The sequence below is a fragment of the Arthrobacter sp. ES3-54 genome (genome assembly GCF_029504395.1).
Lineage (GTDB): Bacteria > Actinomycetota > Actinomycetes > Actinomycetales > Micrococcaceae > Arthrobacter.
The window spans coordinates 209,909-236,228 of record NZ_JAQFIF010000004.1 but is presented as its reverse complement, the minus strand read 5'-3'; the positions used below and the strand labels follow the sequence as shown (position 1 = coordinate 236,228).

The following is a 26,320-nucleotide window of genomic DNA, read 5'->3' as shown; positions in this document are numbered from 1 at the left end:
TTGTGACGTAATTATCGGAAAGAAGCGATCATGACTGATCTATCCCCCCACCACACCTTTCCAAGGACACGATCCGGCGGTCCCAACCCGGGCATCCTGGCGGCAGTGAGTCTGGGACTCACGGTTGGCGGCCTGCTCAGCACCGCGATCCTCACGGGCGGCCAGACGTTTGTCTCACCGTTCTCTCCCGCCGGTCAGGTCGCGGCATATTTCCAGGGGAACCCCGATGCCGTGCGGCTCGCCAGCTTGTTCCAATTCGGCTCAGCGGTGCCGCTGGGTATCTTCGCGGCCACCGTTTACGCCCGGCAGCTCCGGCTCGGCGTGCGCGTCCCCGGGCCCGCGATCGGATTCTTTGGCGGCATCACCGCCTCGGTCTTCCTCATGCTCTCGGCCGCCGTGGGCTGGGTCCTGAGCCGTCCGGAAATCACCACCGACATGACACTGACCCACGCGCTGTCGTTTCTCGCGTTCATCACTGGCGGCGTCGCCTACGTCGTTGGTCTCGGGCTCCTCGTAGCCGGGATCGCCGTCCCGGCCCTCATCCTGCGCTTCGTGCCGCGATGGTTGGCCTGGGCCGGCCTCGTCATCGCCGCCTTGGCCGAGCTGAGCTTCTTGTCCATGGTGATCGAACCGCTCCAGTTCCTGTTGCCCATCGGGCGGTTCGGCGGGCTCCTGTGGCTTGTCGCGGTCGGATTCCTGTTGCCACGGAGCCGGGCCGCTGCGAATCGACAGGAGACCTAAGCGGCCGCCTGATCCATGGCTTGCTCCTTCTGTAGTTCAGAAAAGCGCTATGCCCGTAAGTTCGGCGAGTTTGTCGGTGAGCCTGTCCTGGAAGGCCGCGTCGGTGACCTCCGGGGCAGGCTTCCGCGGCCGGCGGTGGTACCAGTAGTTGCCGGAGACCAGGGCGGCCGGGTCATTGCTGACGGCGAGCCAGCTCTGGGTGTCGTGGCCCATGGCCAAGTCGTCAGGAGCGCCGGGGCCGCCCATCTTGGTGGGGACCCATCCGGGATCAACGGCGTTGCTGAGCACGGTGGGCCAGCGCCGGGCGATGGAGGCGGAGAGCGCAGTCACGTGGAGCTTGCTTTCGGAGTAGGCGGCGCTGGCATTCCAGCGCCGTTCGGTCCAATCGATGTCCTGGAGACTGCCGCTGGCCGCGTGGTGCATGCCGCTGCTGACGTAGATCAGGCGGCCGGGCCGTTCAATCCGTGCAGTGAGCAGGTAGGGGGCGAGAACATTGACGGCCAGAGTGCGGGAATGACCCTCCGGCGTCGCGACGCGGCCCGGCGAGAGGAAGACGCCGGCATTATGGATGATGGCGTCCATCCGCCCGTGCGCATTGACCTGTTCGGCGAGGGCCCGGGTTTCGGCGGCGCTGCTGAGGTCACCCACGACGACGCCGGCCGCTTGCGGAGCGAGGTCATCGACGGCGGCCGCGCGCGCCCGGCTGCGGGCGTGCAGCAGGACCTCGTGGCCATAGTTCAACAGTGTCCGGGCGGTGGCGAGGCCGAGTCCGTCGGTCGAGCCGGTAATGAAAATGCGAGCCATGGGGTTGGTCCCCTTCGTGGTCTGGGTACGTCCCGGCCACTTTAAGCCCTTGGCTCCAGAAACGGATCACCGCAAGGCGAAATCGTCACGCGCCTTCTGATTCGTTGCGTCTAGGTTGCATCCCCGGACAAGCCGTCGACCTCGGCCCGATCGGGGCGACCATAGTGCACCCGCTCAGTGGGACGATGATGCAAGAGGGGTTGGCGGGCAGCCGGGCGGGGCCCGGGCGACCGCCCAGCGCCTGGCCTCGAGGGCTGCGTTGGCGTTTCGGCATCCGCCGCTTGCCCCTGGACGAGTGTCAGATCGGGGCGGCCCCGGGAAGGTTCCTCCCGGAGGGCGATCAGGTGTGCCGCCAGCGCAACTTCCGGTCGGTCCGGGTTGGCCTGCAGCAGGCGACACAGCTGGTCCCGGGCGCGGGCCTGTCCCGGCGCGGAATCGGACAGCACCGCGGCGATAATCTCGGCGGCCTGCAGGCGTATCCCCCGTACCCTGCTGTCTTCCGGTTCCTTTTTCCACGGATCCGCGGGCGGATCCTCCTGTGGGTGTTTCGGGCGGGACGACAACTCAATGGACTCAATGGACATTTGCCTAATCCTTTGCTTCCCGTTCCGGCAGAGCCCGGAACCGGCCACGATCCCTGAAGCCCTTGATACAACCGTGGAGCGAACGGGGCGGAAGACCGTGAAGCAACTTTACGTCGGGAAAGACCGGTCTGTCTTGAATCGTGCGTGAATCCTTCCCAAACCCTGCACCGCCGTTTTCCTAATCGCGGCTGCTGATGACTTCCTTCAGCCACGTGATTGCTGCGGTCCTTGAGGTAAAGAACTCGTGCGGGTATTTGGTCTCCCGGCTGGTGGCGGAAGCGATGACCCTGTCGACTGCGCTGGATCCGAGGACCGCGATGGCCACCACGCCCGTACTTTGCGCGAACTGGTAGCGGGCCGCGGCGCTGAACACGACGTCGGTCATCTCAGAGAGCATCGGCATCGGCGTCCCGCCACTGATGCGTTCCACAGCAAGCATGGCGTCCCTGGCGTCGTCGGCGTCGACAAAAGAACCGGGGCGCCAGACACTTTCGAGTATCCCCGCGTCAACGCTGAGAGCGTTCTTCCCGTCAGCGGCGTCGATTCGTCCCAGCATCATTTGGTTGATCCTAGGCCTGATCTGCGGCGATGACCTGCACCACACTCATGGCGTGGCCCGCCAACGCCGTCCGGCGTCGATTCTGGCCGCGGCTGCGGAACAACCGCGGGTTGCTGTACGTTGCACTGAGCCTAGTCAACCCTCGAGAAATGAGAACAAGCCACGTGGCAACCGACTACGACGAAGTCCGCTCGGACGTCAAGGAAACCCAGGAAAACTCCCTGGAAGCACTGCAGTCCGCCAACGCACCGGACGCCCGCAGCGTCGTTCAGGAACTCGACGAGGCCGACGGGCTGGACGGGGCCGGAGTCCCGGGCGGCGAGTTCATCGCCGAAGAGCTGATAGTTCAGGTCGTCCCGCAGGCCACCGACGAATTCACCTGCTACTCCTGCTTCCTGGTCCGGCACCGCTCCCAGATCGCCCGGCAGACTGGCGCCGAGGTCTACTGCACGGACTGCGAAAGCTGAACCTGGGCGGCCTCCAAGGCAGGTTGTGATCTCACTCGAAGCGGGTGGCCGTGATGGCGGTGTTAGAGCGGACGAGTCCGAAGGTAGCTGCCACTGCGGCCAGTGCGAGCAGAAGACTGAAGGACAGGGCGGCGTAGTACTCCGTGCTGGGCCAACTGATAGTCCTGCCGCCACCGAATGAAGAGATCATGAGCCAGGCGACCAGGAACCCGAGCCCGACGGACAGCAGCAGAACTGCAAGGAGCGGGACAGCGGCCTCCTGGACGATGACCTTGCGCAGGACGGACACGGGCATACCCATCAGGCGCATCAGTCCGAGCACACGTTTGCGGTCCAGGATAGCGGCCGCGGTGGACACAGCCAGGGAGATTCCCGCGACTACTACGGCCACGAACACGCCGATGTAGGCATGTGCGGCCAACCCCTGGATCAGTCGCGTGTTGCTCATGATTGCGAGATCCGCAGGGGACGTGCCAGGCGTGGCAGTCACGCCGGATGCGTCCAGGGCCGTACGTGCCCGGTCAATGGCAGCGGGCGTCCCGTCGGTCCTGACCACCATCACGACCGGAACCAGGCCCTCCAAGCTAACGAGCGGTGCGGCCGCGAGTGAGACCGGCGTGGAGGTCCAGGCATTCAGGAAAGACGCGTCGAAGGACACTATCTTGTCCGACCCTGGATCCCCGAAGCCGAGCGATGGCGCGTCGTTAGCCGCAATATAGATGTCCATGGTGTCCCCCTGTCCGAGCGGGGTCTTGGCATAGCCGATGGTGGTGTCGCGAATTCCGGCAAGTTCCTTGGTGCTACGGGCGACGGAGGCAACCTGGCCGGGAGTATAAGCCGGCGCCACTAACGCGTAGACGCTGGTGGGAAGGAGCAGCCCGGGACGCGCCTCGGGTGTCTCCACCGTTCCTATAGCGCTGATGCCCCCGGCGAAAACGGAGACCATGAACACCGCTATGACCAACCCGGACACCGACCGGAAGGTCGCAACGGGGGTTTGGCGGATTCGGCTGGCGGCGATGACCGTTGAAGCGCGGCGGGCCCGGTGCAACCCAATGGTGCTCACCATGCGTGTCAGCCATGGACCAATGGTCACAATGCCGACCGAGGTCAGTGCGAAACCGCCGATCAGTAGCGCAGAAGTCCACGGGATCCCATCGGTATCGACCTTGGTCAGTACGGCCCCGGTCGCCATGCCCGCCAGTCCGGCCAGCAAAGGCACGGCCCGCCACACGGTGGGGGTTTTCTCGGTCATGGCCCGTGTGGCTCCGAGCGGGCCAATTCCGGTCCTGGCGGTACGCCTGGCGGCAACCAGCGCGCAGGCCGCCGACACAAGCACGACTGCGGTCACCGCGAAACCCGCGCCAAAGGTGAAATCGGCCAGGAACACCCTAGTGCCGTTGACGGGAATCTGGGCTGCGGCCGGCCTGAAAGCGACCGCCATGACGACGCCGAGCAGAGCACCGGCCAGGCTCGGGATGGCCGTCTCCACGGCTGCCATGCCTGCGACCAACCGGGGCGAAGCACCGATAAGGCGCAGGGTGGCAAAGCGCTCCCGGCGCTGGGCCGCGCCCAGCCCGGTCGCAATGCTGACAAGCAGCAACACCGGGAAGAGCACCGCGATTCCACCGACCAGCAAGGCCGTGCGGTACAAGCCTGCGCTCTCACCGTAGGGATTGGTGGTGAACTCCGTGACGAGCATTGCCGCCGGACCTTGGCGGAGCTGGGCCTCCGTGGCGCCGCTGATGACCACCAGGGCGTCGGGCCCCGGCAGCGCGGAGTCGTCAATGACGCCCGCGAACTTGCCGTACCGGTCCCCCAACTCGCCGGCCGGAGTGGATTCGATCAGACGCTGCAGGGCGGGCGAGGCGTAGTACTGTCCCGGTGCCGGCGGGGCCGCGATACCCGGAATTTTCACCGTGGCTCCGGGCAGCGCCGCGATGTCGCGGTGGCTGATGACCTGGTCGCGGAAGACGTCCTGCAGGGATCCCAGCAGAATCGTTTCCGGTGTCAGCGGTATCGGTTCCGGAGGTCCGTTGACGGTGCGTCCATCGGCTGCGAGCGGCACATTGACGGAGGTTTGACCCATCTCCCTCAGCCAGGCACCCCGCGCGTCGCGCTGGGCCAGACCGTTCGCTGCACTCCACAGCAGCAGCACCAGGCACACGCCGATTGCTACTCCGCCACCGATGCCGGCCATCCGCCCCCACGAGGACCTACTGCCAAGCAGTGCCATTTTCAGGACAGCCGGATTCATGCCGGAACCCGGTAGCCGGCAGAGATGATGCCGTCACGCACGATCACTTCCCGGTCGGCATAAGCGGCGGTCCGGGCGTCGTGGGTAATCATCACCACAGTCGTGCCCGCTTCCCGGACAAGGTCCAGCATCAAAGTCAGGACGTTCTCGGCCGCCAGGGAATCCAGGGAACCAGTAGGTTCATCGGCGAACAACACCGCAGGAGAGGTCACCAGGGCGCGGGCGATGGCCGCACGCTGGGCCTGGCCTCCGGAGAGCTCCCCCGGGAGCTTGGCGGCGAATCCGTTCAAGCCGAGTCGTTCGAGCAATTCCTCGGAGCGTTGGCGGGCCTCAGCCCGTTTGGTACCGCCCAGCAGCAAGGGAAGGCTCACGTTGTCCAGCGCCGTGAGTTCGGGCAGCAGCTGGCCAAACTGGAAAACGAAGCCGAAGTCGGTCAGCCGCAGCCGGGACCGTTCAGTTTCACCCAATCCGCTGATATTGACTGGGTTCAGGCCGGGGGGTGCATAGGCCACGGTGCCGCGGACCGGGGCAAGGATTCCGGCCAGGCAGTGCAGCAAGGTGGACTTGCCCGATCCCGACGGTCCCATGACGGCGAGCACTTCGCCGGCGTGGACGTCGACGTCGATACCCCGCAGCGCCTCGGTCTGCCCGAACGCGTGGTGGACGCCGCGGGCGCTGAGGATGGGCGTAGTGGTGTCGATCAGGCTCATGCGCTCTGGAGCTCCTTTTTGAGTTGGGTCAGCCGGGCGCTGGTCAGCTCGATCCAGCGCAGGTCTGCCTCGATGTGGAAGAGGCCGTGGTCGCACATCAGCACCTGCAGCAGATCGGCGTCGCGCTTGAGGCGGGTCAGCTCGCGCATCCGGGCCATGTGCTCCGCGCGCTGCGCATCCAACAACCCGTCGGCGTCGTCGTCGAGCAGCAAGGCGATCACGGTCTTGGCGAACAGTTCGCTCTGCAGGGTCTCGGAGGGCACGTCGGGTGTGAAGAGCCACTGCCGCACCTTGTCCCTGCCGGTAAGGGTGATCTCATACTTCTTGCGGTCCGGACCGCCGCCGCTCTCCTCCCCCAAAGCCATGATCAGGTCGTCGCGGAACATCCGGGCCAGCGTGGAATACACCTGCCCGAAGGCCAGTGGTTTCTGGACGCCGAAATAGCGGTCATAGGAATGCTTCAGGTCATAGCCATAGCTGGGCTCCCGGCCCAGCAGCCCCAGAAGGGCAAGCGTGTTGTTCACACTCTCATCTATACACTCAGTACATAGTGGTGGTCCAGTTCCTGCACCGAAGCGGCCGGCCGTGTCGCAATCTGCTGTTCATCAGCCCGCACCCTGGGTTCATTGCCGGGAAGTAGTGTCGCGAGTCCTGGTTCAGATCCAACCCTTGTTCAGATCCAACCCTGTTCAGACCAAACCTTGAGAGGCTACCCAATGAGCACCACGCGCACCCGAGTCATCCTCACCGCCGCCGCAGCAATCGTCCTGGCCGCGTCCGCAATCAGCGCCACCGCGGCTGCCCAGGCAGCCGGTGACAACGCCGCTGCCGGCAACCATGGTGACAGGAACACGGCGCTGGCCGACGCCTTCAACGGCGTTGACCGGAACACGAACTGGCAGCAGACATCCAAGCTGAAGCTCAACTTCCCTACGTTCCACACCGAGGGAATCGCCTACAGCCAGGACCACATCTTCCTCTCGGCCGTTCAGATCATCGAACCGACCGTGAAGTTCCCGACGCCGCAGAACGGGTTCGACCGCACCCCCGGCAAGGGCGTAGGCCACCTGTTCGTCATGGACAAGGCCGGCAACCTGCAAAAGGACATCTTCCTGGGCGAGGGCGACATGTACCACCCGGGCGGCATCGACTTCGACGGGACCAACGTCTGGATCCCGGTGGCCCAGTACCGGCCCGACAGCAGCGCCATCATCTACCGCGTGGACGCGAACACCCTGGACGTCCACAAGCAGTTCGAGGTGAAGGACCACTTCGGCGGCATTGTGTTGGACAAGCAGACCGGCCACCTGGTCGGCAACACCTGGGGTTCACGCCGCTTCGCGGAATGGGACCTTCAGGGCAAGCAGCTCTCGACCTGGGAGAACCCGAACTACTTCATCGATTACCAGGACTGCCAGTACGTGCCCAGCTCCAGAATGCTCTGCAGCGGGATCACCAACCTCACGCAGACCGCGGCGGCTGGCGGCACGGGTACCACCTACGAACTCGGTGGCATGGCGATGATCGACCTCAAGTCCCGCAGCGTGATCCGCGACGTCCCGTTCCAGCAGTGGTCCACCGCAGGGCACGTGGCCACGCGCAACCCGTTCAAGATGACGGCCGACGGCGGACACCTCACCATGAAGGTCGCCCCCGACAACGGCGAGGAAGGCAACGGCACCGAAATCCTCACCTACGAAGCCACCGTCACCCCAGCCACATGATTTCGGATATGGCGGTGGAGTACTCGTGTGAGCCGTAGGGCTGGAAGGCCCGGCCTGCCCTGTCGCCCCCCCCCTTACCGCCGGGGAAAATCGGCCATTGGCACCTTGAGAGTCGACACTAATGACCAAGAAAGGCCCATGATGATTGGATACCAAATCTCGGCCGACGGAACAAAGATCGGCTTAGAACGGACGGCGGGAGGAAGCCGATGATTGGGCAGCGGTTCATGCGTCGCACAACGATCGCCGTCGTGCTGGTGGTGGCCGGTGCTGGCGCAATCAGCGGGACGGCGCAAGCCGCCCCCGCCCACGACGGGCCCCGCTACTCAGCGGGTGCTCCCGGCAGCGGCGACGAGTACTTCCCGTTCGCCGGCAACGGCGGGTACGACGTACTGCACTACGACCTCGCCCTCCGCTACACGCCGCCGACCAATCCCACGGTGCTCACGGGCCGCCTCAGCGGCGTCGCCACAATCACCCTCCGTGCGAAGCAGAACCTGGAGTCGCTCAACTTCGACCTGCGCGGCCTCGGCGTCACGTCGGTCCAGGTCGACGGCGAGCTTGCCAAGCACCAGAAGTCGCAGGGCAACGGCGCCACCGGGTGGCTACGCGGGCAGGTCGACGGCGAGGACGCCGAGTGGTCCCAAGTGGAAGACGACGCGAACCGCATCTGGGAACTCACGATCGGACTGCGGCCAAAGCTCAAGACGGGACAGACGACGACGATCGTGGTCGAGTACGGCGGGATCACCGGCCGGGCGCTCGACACCACCGGGGCCCTCTACGGGTGGGTCACCACCGCAGACGGCGCGATGGTGGTCAACGAACCCGAAGGCGCTGCGACCTGGTACCCGGTGAACGACGACCCCGAAGACAAGGCAACCTACACGTTCCGCATCACGGTGCCGGCCGGCAAAACGGCGGTGGCGAACGGGCTGCCCGCCGGCCGCCCGGCGACCAAGGCCGGGTGGACCACATGGAGGTGGAAGGCCTCGGACCCGATGGCCAGCTACCTGTCGACGGCGACCGTCGGCGACTTTGCCTTGTCCCACGACCTGGGTCCGCACGGTCTGCCGATCATCAATGCGATCGATTCGGGCGTGACGGGCGCGGCCCTGGCGCAGACGAAGGCATCACTCGCGCTGCAGCCGAAGATGATCGCGTTCCTGGAGGGCCTCTTCCGGCGGTACCCCTTCGGGGCGTTCGGCGCGATTGTCGACGACGACTCGGTGGGCTACGCGCTGGAGACGCAAACACGACCGGTCTACTCGCAGGTCGCGGACGAATACACGGTGGTGCACGAACTCGGGCACCAGTGGTTCGGTGACGCGGTGAGCCCGTCTGACTGGAAGGAGATCTGGCTGAACGAGGGCTGGGCGACGTACATCGAGTGGCTGTGGGCTGAGCACCAAGGCGCGGCGACCATGCCGGAGCAGTTCGCGGACGCCGTGGCGTACCTCGACGCGAACAACCGCTGGGCGCTCAACATCGCTGACCCGGGCCGCGACAACCTTTTCGTGGGCCAGATCTATGTCCGTGGTGCGGCTGCCCTCCATGCGCTGCGCGCGAAGATTGGCGACGCGGCGTTCTTCGCGGGCGCCCGGTTGTGGCTGACCCGATACAACGACGCGACGGCGACGACGGAAGACTTCCAGGCCGTCATGGAAAGAGCCTCAGGTCAGCAGCTCGACGCGTTCTTCGACGACTGGCTGCGTGAGGGCGACCGTCCCGCGATGCCGCAGCTCTCAGGAACGAAAGATTCGGTGCCTCAGGAAACGGCTCGGCACTCGGTTTCCCCGGACGCGACGAGGAGATAGCTCCCGCTTCTGTCCGGAGTGTTGGGGGCGGGCGCCCGCGTCACTCCCCCCATGAGGGCCGGACGTCGCGGGATATCGACTCGAGCAGCCGGACGTTGAAGTCCACGCCAAGCTGATTGGGGACGGTGACCAGCAACGTGTCCGCGGCGGCCATGGCCGCGTCCCGGGAGAGCTCCTCAATCAGGCGGTCGGGTTCACCGATGTAGCTGCGCCCGAAGCGGGCCAGCCCGCCGTCGAGGTAGCCCACCTGATCCCGGGCGTCGGCCTGCGCGCGCAGCCCGAAGTATCGCCGCGATTCGTCATCGATCAGCGGAATAATGCTTCGCGATACGGACACCCGCGGCGTGCGCAGATGGCCTGCCGCTGCCCAGGCCTCCCGGAATCCGGCGATCTGCTCGGCCTGCAGCTCATCGAAGGGGACCCCGGTGTCCTCCGTCAGCAGGGTCGAGGACATGAGGTTCATGCTCTGCTGTCCCGCCCACCGGGCGCTGGCTCGGTTTCCGGCGCCCCACCAGATCCGCTGAGGGAGCGTCGGGGAAAGGGGTTGTATTGGGACCGGCCCGCTGTGCCCGCTGACCTGCGGATTGCCCCTGGCCATGCCCGCCCCGGCGATGGCGGCCCGGAAGCGCTCCGTGTGCCGGCGGGCCATGTCGGCGCCGGACTCGCCCTCCGCCGGATGGTGCCCAAAGGCTTCGTAGCCGTCAAGGACTGTCTCGGGGGAACCCCGGCTGACCCCCAGCTGCAGGCGGCCGCCGCTGATGAGGTCGACGGAGGCAGCTTCCTCGGCCATGTAGAGCGGGTTCTCGTACCGCATGTCGATGACTCCGGTGCCCATCTCGATCCGAGAGGTCCGGGCGGCAATCGCGGCGAGGAGCGGGAATGGCGAGGCCTGCTGCTCGGCAAAGTGATGGACCCGGAAGAACGCTCCGTCGACGCCGGCTTCCTCCGCGGCCACGGCCAGCTCAATCCCCTGCAGGAGCGCGTCCCGGGCGGAACGCACGCGCGAACCCGGGACGTCGCCCCAGTGGCCGAAGGACAGAAAACCAATCCGTTTCATAAGTTCTCACAACATCTCATAGACCTCGGGCTTTCGGAAGCGAGGTGGGCGGCCCGAGGGAGAGCTTCGGCTCACGACCGGCTCGACCGACAGTCTCTGCCTTTGGCGTCGGTGCTCTCAGCCATGCTGGTCCTGTGCTGACCCTTCCAATCACAAACGCCCGCGCAGCCGACGCCGTTCCCAGGGGCCGGATCGGCTACGACCTCTCCGCAGAGCGGCTATTGCTTCACACGATTCAGACCCAGGAAGCGGTGGATGCCCTGCTGTCCACCGGCGTACTCGTGCCGGACACTTCGCTCGCCGAGCCCTTGTACGTGGACGCCTACGCCTGGATGCTCCAACAGATGGCTAGGAAGCTCTCCACCGTGGGTGACGGGGCGCTCTGGTTCTGGGCCAAGATCAGGCGCCAAGACCTGGTGGATCTCTGCAGGCCGTCTGTGGGAGAAGTTCTCTTGACCTGCAGGGTGCCGCGGGACCGGGCACTGCTCTCGCACTTTCACGACTGGCATTCGGTCCTGAACGAGAGTCCGCTCGCCCCGGAAATTGCCGGGGAAAGCGATGGAGACTTGGACGCCCGCCTGAATCGTGTTTTCGCCGATTTCGAGGACCGGCTCACGGCGGCAGGAGCACGGGATCTCGGCCGCCCGTATTGGCCGGAGGATTTGAGGGCCGAAGTCGAACAGGGTTGGCAGAGCATCTTGGAACCGGGCAACTACGGCCGTTTCGGATCCTGGCAGGCCACCATGCACGACCTGCGCGCTGACGATGTCGTGGGAGCGGTAAGGCTCGATCGCTGAGCAGTCGCTCAGGAGCAAAGCATGCAGCCCAACATGGCAGCCGGTCTGGTGAGCCGGGGGCTAGCCGTAGACGCGGATCCAGTCGACCTGCATCTGGCTTGGTAGGGTGGCGGTCCCGTCCGGGAACCAGTCCAGCTGGATTGTTTGGTGCATCCCGACCGTGGGCTGGTGCGCCGGGTCTGTGTCGGTGAACCATTGCACGCCGTCGATGTAGCCGGTGATTCCGGACGGGGTCCACTGCACCGCGTAATTGTGCCACTGAGTTGTATCGATCGGCTGCGCTGTCTGAGTCTGGAAGTTCGAGCCGCTGCATGCGTAGTGCAGGAAGAACTTGATCCTGGACGTGTCGGACGTTCCTTCGGCGTAATCAATCTCCGCGCAGTTGGGGGACGTGTTGTTGTTCGGCCAGAGGATCAGGACTGGGTGGTATTTCGGATCCCGGGCGCTGGTCTTCATCCGGACTTCCCAGCGTCCGTATTGCTGCTGGGCAAACTTGGCTGACATGCCGCCGGTAGTGCCCGCCGAGTCGCCGCTGACGGTAACCACGCTGCCGTTCACGGACCACGCGTTCGGGCTCCGGATCCCGTTGCCCGCATGTCCCGGACTGTTGTAGACGCCCCACTTCAACGGATTCGGCGCGCCCGTGTAGGAAAACTCGTCCCCGGTAACCACCGGACCCCACCCGAAGACGACGGCGGCCTGAGTACCGTCAGGCGCCGGGGCCGGGTTCACCGTGATCGTGCGGGAGGGCGTGACCGCGTCGGGGCTGACCCCGTTCGCCGCGGCGACAGTGAACGTCGCCGGCCCGGCCGTCGTCGGGGTCCCGGACAGGACCCCGGAAGTGCTGTTCAGGCCCAGCCCGGCCGGCAGGGCACCGGAGGCCACCCTGAACGTCGGCGCCGGACTACCCGTCGCGGCAAACGTATAGGTGTAGGCGGTACCGACCGTGGCCGTCGCCGGAGGCGAGGACGCCGTGAACACCGGCGCCGCCGGGGCCGGCCGAACCTCGATCAGAGACATATTCCACCTGTCCGTAGTGGGAGCGGTGTCATTGATTCTGACGGTAGATGGCGCCGTCACTGTGCCGGGCACAGTTTGGCGTTGCGTCCAGAACGTGCCGCCGCTGCCGGCAAGGTACTCATCGACCTTGGTTTGACCGCTTCCCACGGTGCGGGCTGTGGACGCACTCCAGTCATTTCCCACACCCCACACCCAGGAGCCGGTGCGGGTGGTGCTAAGCGAAGCGGTGGGCGCTCCCGTGGGCCCGCTGGCACCCCCGACCGCTCCATCGGTGGCCGTGTCCGCGCCCGTGAATGTGGCGACCGTTATGGAACCCCGGTATGAACCGTTGTGCGTCGCGGTCACCCTTGCGTTCGTGAGGATGCCACTGGACACGGCCTGCCAGATTTCTGCTGTCCCGAACTGAACGTTGGTCCGCTTACGCAGGCGCCAGGTGAGCCCGCCACCAGTGACTGAGGTGAACTGCTGGGCACCGGTTTCGGCACGTCCATCAGAGGTCACAAACGCAACCAGGAGTTCCTTGGTTTGGCTGGTTGTAAAGGCTGGCGAAGTCACGGTGCGGGAAAGCGAGGCCTGGTGCGCACTGACCACTTTGTCCGTCGCCACTCCCCCAGCTGCCTTGGCGGGCAGGGGCACCAAACTGAGACCGACAATTGTGGCGATAAGGACTAGGCGTGGAAATATCGGTCGCCGCATGAATTCCTCGCAAAGTCATCATTGAAGTGAAATAAGCCGTCACCACCATGGCAGCGACGGCGGTGCGCCGAGGGATCTGAGGGCGGTGCGCCGAGGGATCTGAGGGCGGCGGCCATTCGTCGTGAACATCATCCGGGACAAAAGCCCTGACTGCGGCGTGATTGAGTCTTGCCGCCGAATTCATCCCGCCGGATTCACCGGCCCGGGAGACCCCATCGTAACGAGTCCCGAGCCGCGACAACCCCGGTGGCGGCTACCCGTTAAAGAACGGTTCATACTCGTTAAAGCCTTTGCTTTACTCGCAGTCGGCAATACAGAGATGACATATCGCTTCCTTACCAGCGGCGTCGCCATCCAGAAAGAAATCGCGCCCGAAAGCCAAATCCCCAACACGGCAGAGGCACCCAGAACATGCCTCAGCAGGACTAAGCTGACTGTCAGTTGCGCCTGGCCCGTGGAGGCGCCCGGACTCCGAAAGCGTGATGCGCATGAACAGTTCCGAGACAGTCCTGGCAGGCCTCGATTCCGAGCTCGCCTGGCTCCGGGAAACGTACACCCAGCTGCACCGGCATCCCGAACTGAGCCTCGAGGAGCATGAGACTTCGAAGATTGTCGAAGAGAAACTCACTGCCTTCGGCTTTGCGGTGACCCGCATTGGAGGGACCGGCGTCGTCGGCGTCCTCGCGAACGGAGTTGGCCCAACTGTTCTTGCGCGCGCCGACATGGACGCCTTACCCGTCACCGAGGCAACGGGGCTGTCCTATGCCTCGGCAATGGACGGGATCATGCATGCGTGCGGTCACGACCTTCACGTCAGTGCGCTGCTCGGAGCCGCCAAGCTCATGGCGGACGGCAGGCGAGCATGGTCCGGGACCTACATCGCCCTGTTCCAACCGGCCGAAGAAATCGGAGCAGGGTCCAAAGCGATGGTCGCCGACGGACTCGTCACCAAGGTGCCAGGGCCCGACGTCGTCCTCGCCCAGCACGTGATGCCAATGCCGGCGGGGACGGTCGCCACCACGGACGGGCCAGTCCTTTCGGCCGGAGATTCGCTCAAGATCACCGTGTATGGGAAGGGCGCGCACGGCTCGATGCCGCACATGTCCGTGGACCCAGTGGTGCTGGCCTCCTCCATCGTGCTCAGGTTGCAGTCAATCGTCTCGCGGGAGACGAAGCCCGGGGACTTCGCCGTCGTCACCGTCGGGGCGCTCAACGCCGGCACGAAATCGAACATCATCCCGGACCGCGCCACACTGCTGCTGAATATCCGCACTTACGACAACCAGGTCCGGGCCAGGGTGCTCGCCGCGATTGAGCGGATTGTCAACGGCGAGTGCGCGGCCGCCGGATCGCCCCAGGAGCCTGACTTCGAGTATTACGACCAGTTCCCGCTCACCAGCAACGACGCGGCCGTGACTGAGCAGGTCCGGGCCGCGTTCTCCGCCCATTTTGGTGCCGACGCCGTGCACAGGGCCGAGAGGCAGACGGCTTCGGAGGATTTCAGCCGCATTCCGGCTGCATTCGGCGTGCCGTACACATTCTGGCTCCTCGGCGGTGCGGACCCGGACGCCTACCGGGCGGCGGCCGCGAAGGGAACGGTGAGGCAGGACATCCCGGGGAACCACTCCCCGTTCTTCGCCCCCGTGATCGACCCAACCCTGTCCATGGGCGTCCAAACTCATGTCGTCGCCGCACTGTCGTACCTCGCCAAATGATGCCGGGCCGGGCGGCAGGCGGGACATCGGGAACCGTCCATTTCACCCGTGATTCGTGATGAGACGCCGGGAGCATAGGGCAGGTGGGGCTCCGATCTCACGGGTGCGCCTGCGTCGGCAAAGTGAGGATTTCGGCTCCGTCGTCGGTGATAGCGATCGTGTGCTCACTGTGGGCTGTCCGGCAGCCGGTCGCACTTCGGAGTGTCCACCCGTCGGCGTCGGTGATGAGTTCAGCGGTGTCGGCCATGACCCATGGCTCCAATGCGAGCAGCAGCCCAGGGCGCAGTTTGTATCCACGGCCTGGCCGTCCGGTGTTCGCAATGTGCGGGTCCTGGTGCATCGTCGATCCGATGCCATGACCCCCGAACTCGGTGTTGATCGGGTACCCGGCCGCGCTGAGGACCGAGCCGATGGCATGTGAGATGTCGCCGATGCGAGCCCCGGGTCCGGCAGCGGCTATTCCTGCGTTCAATGCGCGCTCGGTCGCGCTGATCATCGCGACGCTCTCCGGGGGCTTGGAGCCGCCCACGATGAAGCTGATGGCGGAGTCTGCAGCAACTCCTCCTTTGGAGACGGCGAGGTCCAGGGTCAGCAGGTCGCCGTCGGCAAGCGTGTAGTTGTAGGGCAGTCCGTGGAGCACGGCGTCGTTGACGGCCGTGCAAATGTAGTGACCGAACGGCCCGCGTCCGAAGGATGGCTCGTAGTCGACGTAACAGGACAGCGCTCCAGCCTCGACGATCATGGTCTGGGCCCACCGGTCAATGTCCAGGAGGTTCGTGCCGACCGTGCTACGGATTTTCAGCGACTGCAAGATGTCAGCGACTAGGGTGCCGGTCTCTTTTGCTCTGCCCAGTTCGGTGGGGTTCAGGATCTCGATCATGCGGCGCCTTTCTCACGCATCCAATAACTATCCCGGCCATATTATCCCGGTACTATAATCGGAGCCATGGTTAGGTTGCCACTCACACCCGCAGAGGTCGAGCGCGGACAGCGCCTCGGTGCCCTGTTGCGTCGCGCCAGGGCAGAGCGTTCGATGCTTGAAATCGCGCTCGATGCGCGCGTCTCACCGGAGACCCTCCGGAAAATCGAGACGGGCCGCGTAGCGACTCCTGCCTTCCCGACCATCGCTGCGATCGCCGACGTCCTCGGGCTCTCCCTCGATGCGGTGTGGGCAGAGATCACCCAGCCCAAACATGGCGTCGAACCGAGCAGTTCTGATCACAACGCACGTGAGCGGTTGGCCTCGTAAGGCTCAATCGCACAGCTCGCAGCCCAACGAGCAACTTCGTAGATGACTATTCGAAGTCACCCGGCGGCATGTCCAATCGTTCGCCGGGATTCAGACCCGTGGAATCAATAAGCTCCAGCAGCCTCCGCACGGCCGGATTGGCAGTTTGCTCGTTCCACGCGAGTTCCAGGTCGACACGGTTGAGCTCTTGGATTCCATGGCTGCCGTTGATCTCGTGGAACTCCACCCCCGGGGGCGATGACGCCATAGCCGAGGCGGGCACCAGCGTCACGCCCAGGCCGGCTTGAACGAAGGCGAGGAGGGCTGGGATTTGGCTCGCGTACTGAGTGATGTTCGCGTGCGCGCCTGCGCTGGCAAACAGCCGGAGTACCAGGTCATGAAAGTAGCGCGCTTCCTTGGTTGAATACATCAGCAGCGGCAATCGGTCCAGGCAGGCCAGCGGAAGGGGCGCATCCATGTTCGTCAGGTTGCCCAGAATGGAACTTCCCAAAGGGATCGCGACGACGAGGCGGTCCGTCATGATGGGTCTAGAAACAATGCCCGGCCGGGCCACAATCGGCCGGAGCAGCCCGATGTCCACGCTGCCCTTCACCAGCCCGTCCATCTGATCCGTGGAAACCAGTTCCCGCAATACGAACGACACTCCGGGCATGATGTCAGCGGCACGCCTCAGGAGCTGGGGCAAGGCGCTCTGACCAGCGATAGCGGTGTACGCGACGGTTATTGCGCCGGCGTCGCCGGATGAAACCCGCCGGACGTCCAACTCGGTCTTGATGCACATGTCCAGTATTTGCCGGGCCCTGGGCAGCAGCATCAAGCCGGCCGCAGTCAGTTCAACCCTTCTGCTGGTGCGGCCAAAAAGCTGCGTACCCAGTTGTTTCTCGAGCATCTGGATCTGCCGACTCAACGGTGGTTGTGTCATGTTCAGCCGTGCTGCGGCCGCACCGAAGTGCAGTTCCTCAGCAACTGCGACAAATGATTCAAGCTGCGGCAGGGAGAACATCAATACCTTTCATGGATGCACGAGTGCTCATTATGGCTTGGACTTGGATCGTTTGCACCCATTATGTTCAGTTCAGCAGCAGATGCGGAAACCGTCAGCTAGGCAGAGCGTCATCGGCCGGTCGCCTGACCCACGCCTAAGGAGCACACCGGAGTGAACCAGGAAAGCCAGCACGCACAGCACCTCCACCAGGTGAGGATTACCGGCGTCACGATCACGCCGGTGGCGTTCAATGACCCGCCGCTGCTGAACACCGTCGGCGTCCATGAGCCGTTTGCGCTCCGGGCGATAGTGGAAGTCCATACCGACGCGGGAGTCAGCGGATTGGGTGAGACATACGGTGATGCCGGCCATTTGGCCCGTCTTCACCTCGCGGCCGAGGCCGTTCCCGGCACCGACGTGTTCAACATCAACGAACTCCGCAGCTGCGTTGAGGCCGCCCTGCAAAAGGACACGATCCGGGGTGGCCACGGAATGAGCGGAATGGTTACCGGATCAAGCACCACGGACCGCGTCCTCTCGCCGTTTGACGTAGCTGCCCTGGATATCCAGGGAAAGCTCCTTGGCCGCCCCGTGAGCGACCTCCTTGGCGGAGCGGTCCGCAGCGCCGTCCCATTCAGCGGGTACCTGTTCTACAAGTGGGCCGCACATCCCGGCCAGGCAGACGACGTCTGGGGGGCAGCCTTGGATCCTGTCGGGATCGTCAGCCAGGCGCGGCAAATGGTGGACGAGTATGGCTTCTCCGCCCTCAAGCTGAAAGCAGGCGTATTCCCCCCGGAGGAGGAAGTCGCCGCGATCCAGGCCCTCCGCGCGGAGTTCCCGGCCATGCCCCTCCGGATAGATCCCAACGGCGCCTGGACGGTTGAAACCTCCATCCGCGTCGGCAAGGAACTGGACGGCATTGTGGAGTATCTGGAGGACCCCACCCCGGGCATCGAAGGAATGGCCGCAGTCCGCCGCGAGGTCGGCATGCCGCTGGCCACGAACATGTGCGTCGTCAGCTTCGCTGATATTGCGCCGGCAGTGGCCGCCGAGGCCGTTGATGTGGTCCTCTCGGATCATCATTTTTGGGGAGGCCTCCGCCGTTCCCAGTCGCTGGCAGGCATCACCGAAACCTTCGGGCTGGGGCTGTCTATGCACTCGAACTCCCATCTGGGGATCAGCCTTGCCGCAATGGTCCATCTCGCCGCGGCGACGCCGAAACTCGACTATGCGTGTGACACCCACTGGCCATGGAAGGACCCGGAAGAGGACGTCATCGCGGCCGACACGTTCTCGTTTGAGAACGGAGCCGTCAACGTCCCCGCAGGACCCGGGCTGGGGATCGAACTGGACCGCGACGCCTTGGGACGCCTCCACCGCCAGTACCTGGAGTGCGGGCTCAGGAGCCGGGATGACACCGGGTACATGCAGCGGCTGCGCCCTTCCTCCGAGCTGCAGAGCCCCCGCTGGTGAGCGTTTCGGAGCCTTCAGAAAAGGGCATGTCGATCGTGGTCACCGATCCCATCATCAGCCGCTTTGAGGATCAGCTAAGGCACGACGGCGGCGCTCACCACTGGACCATGGCGGCGGCTTGGTCTCCTGAACGCCAGCTGGAAGCACTGGCAACTGCCGACGTCGTCGTCTGTTCCTCTCTGGGTCCCGAGCAGGTGGCGGCCGCAAGCAGACTGAAGCTGGTGCACGTCACCGGCGCTGGGTACGACAAGATCTTCGTTCCGGGCCTGCAGCCGGCAACCCTCGTGGCCAACACGTTCCATCACGCGCGGCCCATTGCGGAACACATCCTGATGGTCACGCTGATGCTGTCCCGCAATGTCATCGCGGCCGACCGCGCGGTGCGTGAAGGCCGATGGCGGACCATTGCCACTGACCCCGAAGTGCCGTTCCACCCGACCTTGAGTGGAATGACCATGGGACTCGTCGGGATGGGCTCCATCGGAGCGGAAACGGCGCGCATGGCCGGCCTGCTAGGCGTGGACGTTCGCGCCGTCCGCAAGAATCCGGCCGCCGGCGCCCCGGACGGGGTCACGCTGAGTTGGATCGGCGGAAACCACCAGCTTCCGGAGCTGCTGGCAGCGTCCGATGTCGTAGTTGTCACCGCGCCCCTGGACTCTTCGACACGAGGGATGATCGGGGCAGCGGAGTTCGCGGCCATGAAGCCGTCCGCCATTCTGATAAACGTTGCGCGCGGTCCCGTGGTGGACCAGCAGGCGCTGTTCGACGCCCTCCAGTCCCGGCGTATCGCAGGGGCAGGCATTGACGTGTGGTGGGGATCCCCCGCCGACGGCGTGCTGCCGCCCGCCGAGCTTCCGTTCGGATCGCTGGACAATACTGTGCTCACGCCGCACCATTCGGGGCACGCGCGGATCACGTTCGAACGCCGGGCGGCGGACATCGCGGCAAATATTGGCCGGCTGGCGCATGGACGGGAACTGATCAACCTCGTACCGAGGGTTTGGGCCAGATAAATCGCCCGGCTGCAAGGGGCTGCTTGCAGTGACCGCAGAGGTCAGGGCTGCATGGCAGCCACGGCGAGTTGTCCCATCAACAGCAGGCTTCCCAGCGCGGACGAGCCCAGCGCCAGCATCCTCAGCCGGGCGGTGTTCAGGAAGCGGTTCACGAACCGGGATGCCACATACCCTCCAAGCACCGCCGGCACCAACCACAGCGCGAGCGCCAATATTTGACCCGTCACAGCGCCTGCGACCCCCAGCGCCACCAGGGAAATTGCGGAGCCCACCATAAAGAACGCGCTCATGGTGCCCCGCAGCCGTGATCCCTGGTGGCCTTGCCAGACCAGGGCCATGGGCGGTCCGCCGATGGAAGTGGCGGTGCCCATGATGCCCGAGGCGGCACCGGCCGCGATCAGGTTTACCCGGACCGGTTCCGGCGCCCATCCCCGGATTGCAAGGACCAGGCCGGTGACCACCACGATGACCACCACCCAGGCCAGTCCCTCCTTGGACAGCAGGGCCACCAGCCATGCTCCCAGGAAGCTTCCGGGGATCCGGCCCACCAGAGCCCAGCCCGTGCCGCGGAGATCGAGGTGCTGCCGTTCACGGACGGTCACGAGGACTGTCACAAGGAGTGCCAGGAGAATGAGTGTGGCCGGCAGCAGGGCCGGATCCACCATGGCCACCACCGGCGCGGCAAGCATCCCCATGCCGAAGCCTGTTGAGGCCTGCAGGCAGGCGGCGAGGAAAACCACGCCGGCGATGAGCGCATACTCAGTGGCCGTCACCCGGCGGTTGCGGTGGCGCCTGTGAGACCTTTGACGGTTTCAAGTGGAAAGTGGCATTCGGCCAGGCGCAGCCCTCCATCGGGGGCGGCCGTCACCCGCGGCTCGGGCGCCACCTCGGCGCAGATGTCCTGCGCTTTCCAGCACCTGGTGCGGAAACGGCAGCCCGACGGCGGATCCAGCGGGGAGGGCAGCTCGCCCTGGAGGACGATTCGGTCCCGCTTCACCCCCGTAACGTCGAGCTTCGGCGAGGCGGACATCAACGCCGCCGTGTAGGGGTGCCGTGGATGGTCGAAAACTTCCTCCGTGGCGCCGGTCTCGATGATCCTGCCCAGGTACATCACGGCCACCCGGTCGGCCACATGCCGGACAACGGTCAGATCATGGGAGATGAAAATATAGGAGACTCCGAGTTCCTGCTGCAGGTCGTTGAGCAGGTTGAGGATTTGGGCCTGGACGGATAGATCCAGCGCTGAAACCGGTTCATCCAGGATGATGACGTCGGGGTTCAGAGCCAGGGCACGGGCGATGCCGAGCCGTTGCCGCTGGCCGCCGGAAAACTCCTGCGGGGATTTGCGCGCGTCCGAGGGCCTCAGCCCGACCATGTGCAGCAACTCCCGCACGCGGGCTTCACGCTCCCGCGACGACGGGTAAAGGTTCCGGTGGGTCGCCCAGGGCTCGGAAACAATGTCGCCGGCGTTCATCCGTGCATTGAGGGAGGCAAAAGGGTCCTGGAACACCATTTGGACCCTGCGCCGCCAGCTCAGCAGCTCCTTTCCGCGGAGCCCGAACGGGTTCGTACCTTCAAAGGTCACTGTCCCTTCGTCCGGTGTCTCCAGCATCATGAGGGTCCGGGCAAGAGTGGATTTTCCGCAGCCCGACTCACCCACCAGGCCCAGGGTTTCCCCTCGCCCGACCGTGAGGTTAATGCCATCCAGGGCCTTAAGGCGGGTGTTGCCGCGGGCGCTCTTGGCGACGTGGAAGGTTTTGCACAAGCCATCAACCTGCAAAAGCGGCTCAGACATTGTTTATCTCCTCGCTGAAGTGGCAGGCCGCAGCCCGGCCGGGCCGTGACAGCAGGGCGCCAGCGTAATCGTCGGCGTCGTCCTGCAGGTCCACGGGGCGATCGTCCACGGGACGATCGTTCACGGGGCGATCGGTCACGGGCAGCAGCTGCGGGCGCTCGGACCGGCAGATGTCCTGCACCAACGGGCAGCGGGACTGGTACACGCAGCCCGCGGGTATGTCATGAAGCTCCGGGGGGCTTCCGGCGATGGACAACAGGCGGGCGCCGCGGCCAACATGGACGGGCACCGATTCGAGTAGTCCCTTGGTGTAGGGGTGCCGCGGATCGCTGAAGACCTCGGACACTGGCCCGCACTCCACTACGTTGCCCGCGTACATCACCGCCACCGAGTCGGCTTCCTCGGCAACAACCGCCAGATCGTGGGTGATCAGCACGACGGCCATCTGGCCCTCTTCCCGGAGCTTGCGCAGGAGCTGCATGATCTGGGCCTGGACCGTGACGTCCAGGGCAGTGGTGGGTTCATCTGCTATCAGCAGGCGCGGGTTCAGGGCCACGGCCATGGCGATCAGGATGCGCTGGCGCATGCCGCCGGAGAACTGGTGCGGATACGAATTCACCCGGGACTCGGGTTCGGGAATCCCCACCCGCTCCATCAGCTCAATTGCCTGGACCTTGGCTTCCTTGGCACCCAGTCCCCGATGGATCCGGAAAGCCTCACCGAGCTGTGTTCCCACGGTATAAACAGGGTTGAGGGCTGTCAGCGCGTCCTGAAAGACAATGCCGAGCTCGGGACCGGCAAATTTCAGTCGTTCCTTGGGTGTCAGGGCCGCCAGGTCTGTTCCGTTGAGGACCACCTCCCCTCCGGCAAGGTCGCAGACGGGGTCCATGATTCCGGCGAGTGCCTTGGCCGTCATGGACTTCCCGCACCCGGATTCTCCGAGCAGTGCGAGGGTCTCCCCCGCACGGGCCTCGAAGTTTACGTCATTGACGGCCCGGACGGTTCCGCGATGCGTGCGGATGTCCACAGCCAGGGCCCTGACACTTAGAACAACTTCATGCGCCCGGGATTGGCCGGGGAGCACGCTTTGGGCAGCAGTTTTCACGGCTTTGCCTCCTTGACTGGGATGCGGGCAATCAGCCGCTTGCGGGGAAGTGCCAGGCGCCAGCGCTGGGCGGGGTCTGTGGCGATTCGGAGCCAGGCCGCCAGGACGTTCGCGGCGATGGTGGTGACCACAATCGCGACGCCGGGAAAGATGGAAAGCCACCAGGCGGTCTGCAGGTACTGCCTGCCCTGCGAAACCATAAGCCCCCAGCTGACGTCCGGCGGCTGGATGCCAATGCCAAGGAAGCTCAGGGAAGACTCGGCAAGCATCACATAGCAGAATTCGAGCGTGGCCAGCGTCAGGAGCGTCGGCAGGACCACGGGAATGACATGACGTCCAATGATGGCGTTTGGCCTGGCCCCAAAGGTCCGGGCCGCATCCACAAACGTACGGCTTTGAAGCTCCGCAGACTCGGCTCGTGCCGTGCGCAGGTAGATCGGGATCCGCGTCAGGGCGAGGATCAGCACGATGTTCCCGGCGCTGGGACTGAACACGTAAAGCACCACGACGGCGAGCAGCAGGGACGGGAAGCTCATGATGACGTCGGCAATCCGCATCGACACGTTTTCCCGCCAACCTCGGTGGTATCCGGCCCAGACACCCCACAGCGAACCAACCGCGAGGGCAACGGCCACTGCCGGTACCGCGACCGAGAACGTGGTGCGGCTGGCCACCACTAGGCGGGCGAGCATGCTTCTGCCCAGGGAGTCGCTCCCCAGAACGTATTCCCAGCCGTGGGCCAGCGAAAACGGCGCCTTGTTGGCGAAGAGGAGGTTCTGCTTGGTGGCTAGGTCGCCCATCAAGGCGGGGCCGATCACGGCTGTCAGGCCGATGAGGACCAAAAGCACGGCGGACACCGTGGCGAAGCGGTCCTTCAGCAGGAGCCGGAACAGGTTGGGGTTCCCATCCTGGCTTCCGTTCCCCTTTCCGGAGGGCCGATTCTCGGTCCCTGGTAGCTGATCCTGCGCGGCCGGCTCAGTCAATGAACTGGTCATGGTCTACTCCTAAGCTCTTGCCGTCACGGGGCGGACGCGTGCATCCAGCAACGCGTAGCCCATGTCGATCAGGATGTTCAACGCAAAGATGGCCACGGCGGTCAGCAGCACGGCTGCCTGCAGGACAGCGAAGTCGCGTTGCAGGATGGAATCGATCATGAGCTTGCCGATCCCGGGCCACCCGAAGATGGTTTCCACCACCACCGCTCCGTTGACCAAGCCCACCGTCAGGTCACCGGCCACTGTCAAAGCCGGCGCCGCGGCGTTGCGCAGTGCGTGATGGGTAACCACGCGCAGTTCGCCTGCGCCGCGGCTTCGGGCCAGTTTGATGTAGGGCTCAGACAGCGCGGAGACCATGGAACCCCGGACGATCTGGACCAGGACCCCGAATGGCCGGAGCAGGAGGGTGGCGATGGGCAGAACCCAGGCGCCGGCCCCCGACACACCGGATGTCGGGAGCCAGCCCAGGGTGATGGCGAATACCCAGATGCCGACGATTGCGAGCCAGAAGTCGGGTATTGAGGCAGCGGCCATGGAGACAAAACTTGAGATGCGGTCGGCGACGCCGTTCGGCTTCAGCGCCGCCCAGCAACCCACCACCAGCGCCAGAAGGACAGCCAGCACCATAGTGGTGGCCGCCAATTGCAAGGTAGCCGGAAACGCACGCAGGGCCATGGCGGCGGCATCCTGGCCGGTCCTGAGCGATTGCCCGAAGTCGAGCCTCAGCACTCCGCCGAAGTAGTCCGCCATCTGAACCAACAGCGGCTGGTCAAGGCCGTTGCGTGCAGTGAACTCGTCCCGCATCTGTTGCGTGGCGTTGAGCGGAAGATACAGGGCGGCCGGATTGCCGGTCATCCTAGCGAGCGCAAAAACACCAACGATTACCACCACCAGCGGAAGCGCGCTGGAAACGATCCGCTTTCTCAAGTAGATCAGCATGGGCTGTCCCTCTTTCCTTGACGTCCGGACTAGCTCGCCGGGGTCATTTCCGAGACGCGGAGTTCGTCACCGCTGGAGGAATTGGGCGTGTAGTTCACAGATTTTGACTTGCCCAAAATGCCCGTCTGGTGGGAGATGTGGGCGAACTGGACCAGTTTGTCGTTCTGGTAGGCGAAGACCTCTTCGAACGACTTCTTGCGCGCCTCCCCCGACGCCGCGTCGGCGGCCTTGATCTTTGCGTCAAATTCCGGCGTGCCAAAGTAGCTCTGTGCACCAGTGGAGAGCATGTACTGGTCAACGGTGAAGGCGGCGTCACCGGCCTGGTTGCCATGCTGGATCAGGAGCGCGACGGCGCCCTCGTCCTCGGCGAACGGGCGGACCTGATAGGTCAGCTGCTGGCTGGTTTCAAGCATCTTCAGCTTCACATTCAGGCCTGCCTGGCTCAACTGCTCCTGCAGGACCTGTGCAAGTTCGGTGACCTTCGGGAACTGTGCGTTACGGACCACGAGGGAGATCTGAGCCGAAGTGTCCACCCCGTCGGCTTTCGCCGCGGCCACCAGCGACTTGGCCTTGTCCAGATCGAAGGGCCACGCTTCCAGGGTTGAGTTGTGTCCCACGATGCCTTCGGGCACCAACTGCGCCGCCACCTTGTGCTTGCCCTGGTAGAGGGAATTCACGATTCCTCCCTTGTCGATGGCGTAGTTCACCGCCTGACGGACGCGGATATCGGTCAGGGGCGCTTTGGTGGCCTCGAGACGGAGGGCCACGGTTTCGTTGTTCGGGTAGTCAACAGCCAGGTCCCCAACGTTGTCATCCGGGCTGAGGCCCAGAGCCACGTCCGTTTCACCGCTGGTGACCATGGCCGCCCGCACTGAGCTTTCCGAACGCCACTGGTATTCGGCCTTGGCGTACGCGGGCTTCTTGCCCCAGTACCCGTCCCAGCTGCTGAGCGTAATCTTCTGGCCGGCGTCCCACTTTTCGATCTTGTACGGACCGGTACCAACAGGTTCCCGGACCTTCGCGGTTGTGCTCGTCGTCGTCGGCACTATTTCCAGGAACGAAAGGCGGAGCGGCAGAATCGGGTCAGGCTTGGGCGATGTCACCGTCAGCGTCGTCGCGTCCACTGCCTTGACCTTCAGGTCGGCATCGCCAAAAACGTAGCCCTCGACGTTGCAGCCCAGCTTGGAGTTGACGGCCCGGTCGATCGTGAAGGCCGCAGCTTCCGCGTTGAAGGGCGTGCCGTCCTGGAATTTCACGCCCTCGCGAAGCTTGAACGTCCACTCCGTGTCAGAAGTTGCTTTCCACTCCGTTGCCAGCAGGGGCTCCAGCGCTCCCGTAGTGGGATTTCGCTCAATCAGCGGTTCTGTGACGTTCGAGCGCACCACCACGCCGGTGGAGGTGAGGTTGGATTCGCAGGCCTCCAGTGTGGGGGGCTCCTGCGCCAGCACAACCCGGAGACTGCCGCCCGCCGTAGCTGGGGCGGAAGCAGAGTTCGCAACCGAGCACCCGCTCAGCAGGAGCAGAGCGCCAGCGGCGAGAGCCGGCCATTTCAGGACCGCGGCCGGAGAAAGTACACGAGAAGAAGACGTCATTGGATTCCTCGGAGTTCGGGGGTGGGCGGCCTCAGGCCATCAATGCAGGTCGACTTTGGGAGCTGAGGTCCGGGGTCGAACTCAAAGTAGTGGCGGCGGAAGAGGCTGGACAATAGACAGCGGTCCTTCGCCTGTTTGCGTAGCGCGTAAACCCACTCAACTTCTGTCCTGTGACGACCGCCACGGGGCACGTGATCCGCGTCATCGCTGGGAATAGTCCGCATCA

At 64.7% G+C, this 26,320-nt stretch carries 24 protein-coding genes; 9 read left to right on the top strand and 15 right to left on the bottom strand.

Annotated elements, in window-relative coordinates:
- Positions 1-30: 30 nt before the first annotated feature.
- Positions 31-741 carry a hypothetical protein gene (locus M2428_RS09645; RefSeq protein ID WP_277525732.1) on the top strand — a complete coding sequence of 237 codons (711 nt, stop codon included), beginning with the start codon at positions 31-33 and terminating at the stop codon, positions 739-741.
- A gap of 36 nt (positions 742-777) precedes the next feature.
- Here the strand turns inward: M2428_RS09645 and M2428_RS09640 are convergent, their stop codons facing one another.
- Both M2428_RS09640 and M2428_RS09635 read right to left on the bottom strand, forming a co-directional pair.
- Positions 778-1,545: an SDR family NAD(P)-dependent oxidoreductase gene (locus tag M2428_RS09640; RefSeq protein WP_277525731.1), complete on the bottom strand. Its 768-nt coding sequence runs from the start codon at positions 1,543-1,545 to the stop codon at positions 778-780.
- A gap of 762 nt (positions 1,546-2,307) precedes the next feature.
- On the bottom strand, positions 2,308-2,688 hold the full coding sequence (locus M2428_RS09635) for an STAS/SEC14 domain-containing protein (protein ID WP_277525730.1): 381 nt from the start codon (positions 2,686-2,688) through the stop codon (positions 2,308-2,310).
- A gap of 164 nt (positions 2,689-2,852) precedes the next feature.
- Between M2428_RS09635 and M2428_RS09630 the strand changes: the two genes are divergently transcribed.
- On the top strand, positions 2,853-3,155 hold the full coding sequence (locus M2428_RS09630) for a DUF4193 domain-containing protein (RefSeq protein WP_277525942.1): 303 nt from the start codon (positions 2,853-2,855) through the stop codon (positions 3,153-3,155).
- 31 nt (positions 3,156-3,186) lie between these two features.
- Here M2428_RS09630 and M2428_RS09625 read toward each other — a convergent pair whose 3' ends face one another.
- The 3 genes from M2428_RS09625 to M2428_RS09615 are packed head-to-tail and all read right to left on the bottom strand — an operon-like array spanning position 3,187 to position 6,646.
- The gene (locus tag M2428_RS09625; RefSeq protein WP_277525729.1) at positions 3,187-5,412 is read right to left on the bottom strand and encodes an FtsX-like permease family protein; all 2,226 of its coding nucleotides are present in this window, start codon (positions 5,410-5,412) and stop codon (positions 3,187-3,189) included.
- Positions 5,409-6,122, bottom strand: coding sequence for an ABC transporter ATP-binding protein (locus M2428_RS09620; RefSeq protein WP_277525728.1), 714 nt, complete (start codon positions 6,120-6,122; stop codon positions 5,409-5,411). Before M2428_RS09620 ends, M2428_RS09625 begins: the two co-directional genes overlap by 4 nt.
- Positions 6,119-6,646, bottom strand: a complete 528-nt coding sequence (locus M2428_RS09615) for a PadR family transcriptional regulator (protein ID WP_277525727.1) — start codon at positions 6,644-6,646, stop codon at positions 6,119-6,121. Before M2428_RS09615 ends, M2428_RS09620 begins: the two co-directional genes overlap by 4 nt.
- 192 nt (positions 6,647-6,838) lie before the next feature.
- Here M2428_RS09615 and M2428_RS09610 point away from each other — a divergent pair, with 192 nt between their 5' ends.
- Complete coding sequence (locus M2428_RS09610; RefSeq protein WP_277525726.1) at positions 6,839-7,846, top strand: DUF6454 family protein; 1,008 nt, start codon at positions 6,839-6,841, stop codon at positions 7,844-7,846.
- Between the two features lie 227 nt (positions 7,847-8,073).
- Positions 8,074-9,663: a M1 family metallopeptidase gene (locus tag M2428_RS09605; RefSeq protein WP_277525725.1), complete on the top strand. Its 1,590-nt coding sequence runs from the start codon at positions 8,074-8,076 to the stop codon at positions 9,661-9,663.
- A 40-nt stretch (positions 9,664-9,703) separates the two neighbouring features.
- Here the strand turns inward: M2428_RS09605 and M2428_RS09600 are convergent, their stop codons facing one another.
- Positions 9,704-10,720, bottom strand: a complete 1,017-nt coding sequence (locus tag M2428_RS09600) for an LLM class flavin-dependent oxidoreductase (RefSeq protein WP_277525724.1) — start codon at positions 10,718-10,720, stop codon at positions 9,704-9,706.
- Between the two features lie 134 nt (positions 10,721-10,854).
- Here M2428_RS09600 and M2428_RS09595 point away from each other — a divergent pair, with 134 nt between their 5' ends.
- Positions 10,855-11,517, top strand: coding sequence for a DUF3841 domain-containing protein (locus tag M2428_RS09595; protein ID WP_277525723.1), 663 nt, complete (start codon positions 10,855-10,857; stop codon positions 11,515-11,517).
- 60 nt (positions 11,518-11,577) lie between these two features.
- Here M2428_RS09595 and M2428_RS09590 read toward each other — a convergent pair whose 3' ends face one another.
- Positions 11,578-13,143, bottom strand: coding sequence for a family 16 glycosylhydrolase (locus M2428_RS09590; RefSeq protein ID WP_277525722.1), 1,566 nt, complete (start codon positions 13,141-13,143; stop codon positions 11,578-11,580).
- A 578-nt stretch (positions 13,144-13,721) separates the two neighbouring features.
- Here M2428_RS09590 and M2428_RS09585 point away from each other — a divergent pair.
- The gene (locus M2428_RS09585; RefSeq protein WP_277525721.1) at positions 13,722-14,948 is read left to right on the top strand and encodes an amidohydrolase; all 1,227 of its coding nucleotides are present in this window, start codon (positions 13,722-13,724) and stop codon (positions 14,946-14,948) included.
- Between the two features lie 97 nt (positions 14,949-15,045).
- Here M2428_RS09585 and map read toward each other — a convergent pair whose 3' ends face one another.
- Positions 15,046-15,828 carry a type I methionyl aminopeptidase gene (gene map, locus M2428_RS09580; RefSeq protein WP_277525720.1) on the bottom strand — a complete coding sequence of 261 codons (783 nt, stop codon included), beginning with the start codon at positions 15,826-15,828 and terminating at the stop codon, positions 15,046-15,048.
- A gap of 66 nt (positions 15,829-15,894) precedes the next feature.
- On the opposite strand from map, the gene M2428_RS09575 reads away from it, so the two are divergent.
- Positions 15,895-16,197 carry a helix-turn-helix transcriptional regulator gene (locus M2428_RS09575; RefSeq protein ID WP_277525719.1) on the top strand — a complete coding sequence of 101 codons (303 nt, stop codon included), beginning with the start codon at positions 15,895-15,897 and terminating at the stop codon, positions 16,195-16,197.
- Positions 16,198-16,243: 46 nt separating this feature from the next.
- Here the strand turns inward: M2428_RS09575 and M2428_RS09570 are convergent, their stop codons facing one another.
- Entirely contained in the window at positions 16,244-17,200 is a 957-nt protein-coding gene (locus tag M2428_RS09570) for a LysR family transcriptional regulator (RefSeq protein WP_277525718.1), read from the bottom strand.
- Positions 17,201-17,353: 153 nt separating this feature from the next.
- Between M2428_RS09570 and M2428_RS09565 the strand changes: the two genes are divergently transcribed.
- Both M2428_RS09565 and M2428_RS09560 read left to right on the top strand, forming a co-directional pair.
- Positions 17,354-18,655 carry a glucarate dehydratase family protein gene (locus tag M2428_RS09565; protein ID WP_277525717.1) on the top strand — a complete coding sequence of 434 codons (1,302 nt, stop codon included), beginning with the start codon at positions 17,354-17,356 and terminating at the stop codon, positions 18,653-18,655.
- Positions 18,652-19,668, top strand: a complete 1,017-nt coding sequence (locus tag M2428_RS09560; protein WP_277525716.1) for a 2-hydroxyacid dehydrogenase — start codon at positions 18,652-18,654, stop codon at positions 19,666-19,668. The genes M2428_RS09565 and M2428_RS09560 overlap by 4 nt, the downstream gene beginning before the upstream one ends.
- 41 nt (positions 19,669-19,709) lie before the next feature.
- Here the strand turns inward: M2428_RS09560 and M2428_RS09555 are convergent, their stop codons facing one another.
- The 6 genes from M2428_RS09555 to M2428_RS09530 are packed head-to-tail and all read right to left on the bottom strand — an operon-like array spanning position 19,710 to position 26,094.
- Complete coding sequence (locus M2428_RS09555) at positions 19,710-20,441, bottom strand: sulfite exporter TauE/SafE family protein (protein ID WP_277525715.1); 732 nt, start codon at positions 20,439-20,441, stop codon at positions 19,710-19,712.
- Positions 20,438-21,463: an oligopeptide/dipeptide ABC transporter ATP-binding protein gene (locus M2428_RS09550; protein ID WP_277525714.1), complete on the bottom strand. Its 1,026-nt coding sequence runs from the start codon at positions 21,461-21,463 to the stop codon at positions 20,438-20,440. Before M2428_RS09550 ends, M2428_RS09555 begins: the two co-directional genes overlap by 4 nt.
- On the bottom strand, positions 21,456-22,568 hold the full coding sequence (locus M2428_RS09545) for an ABC transporter ATP-binding protein (protein WP_277525713.1): 1,113 nt from the start codon (positions 22,566-22,568) through the stop codon (positions 21,456-21,458). Before M2428_RS09545 ends, M2428_RS09550 begins: the two co-directional genes overlap by 8 nt.
- A complete protein-coding gene (locus M2428_RS09540) occupies positions 22,565-23,563 on the bottom strand; it encodes an ABC transporter permease (RefSeq protein ID WP_277525712.1) in 999 nt (332 codons plus the stop codon). The genes M2428_RS09545 and M2428_RS09540 overlap by 4 nt, the downstream gene beginning before the upstream one ends.
- 9 nt (positions 23,564-23,572) lie before the next feature.
- The gene (locus M2428_RS09535) at positions 23,573-24,502 is read right to left on the bottom strand and encodes an ABC transporter permease (RefSeq protein ID WP_277525711.1); all 930 of its coding nucleotides are present in this window, start codon (positions 24,500-24,502) and stop codon (positions 23,573-23,575) included.
- Positions 24,503-24,531: 29 nt separating this feature from the next.
- Positions 24,532-26,094 (bottom strand): ABC transporter substrate-binding protein, encoded by a 1,563-nt coding sequence (locus M2428_RS09530; protein ID WP_277525710.1) that lies wholly within the window; start codon positions 26,092-26,094, stop codon positions 24,532-24,534.
- Between the last annotated feature and the right edge of the window lie 226 nt (positions 26,095-26,320).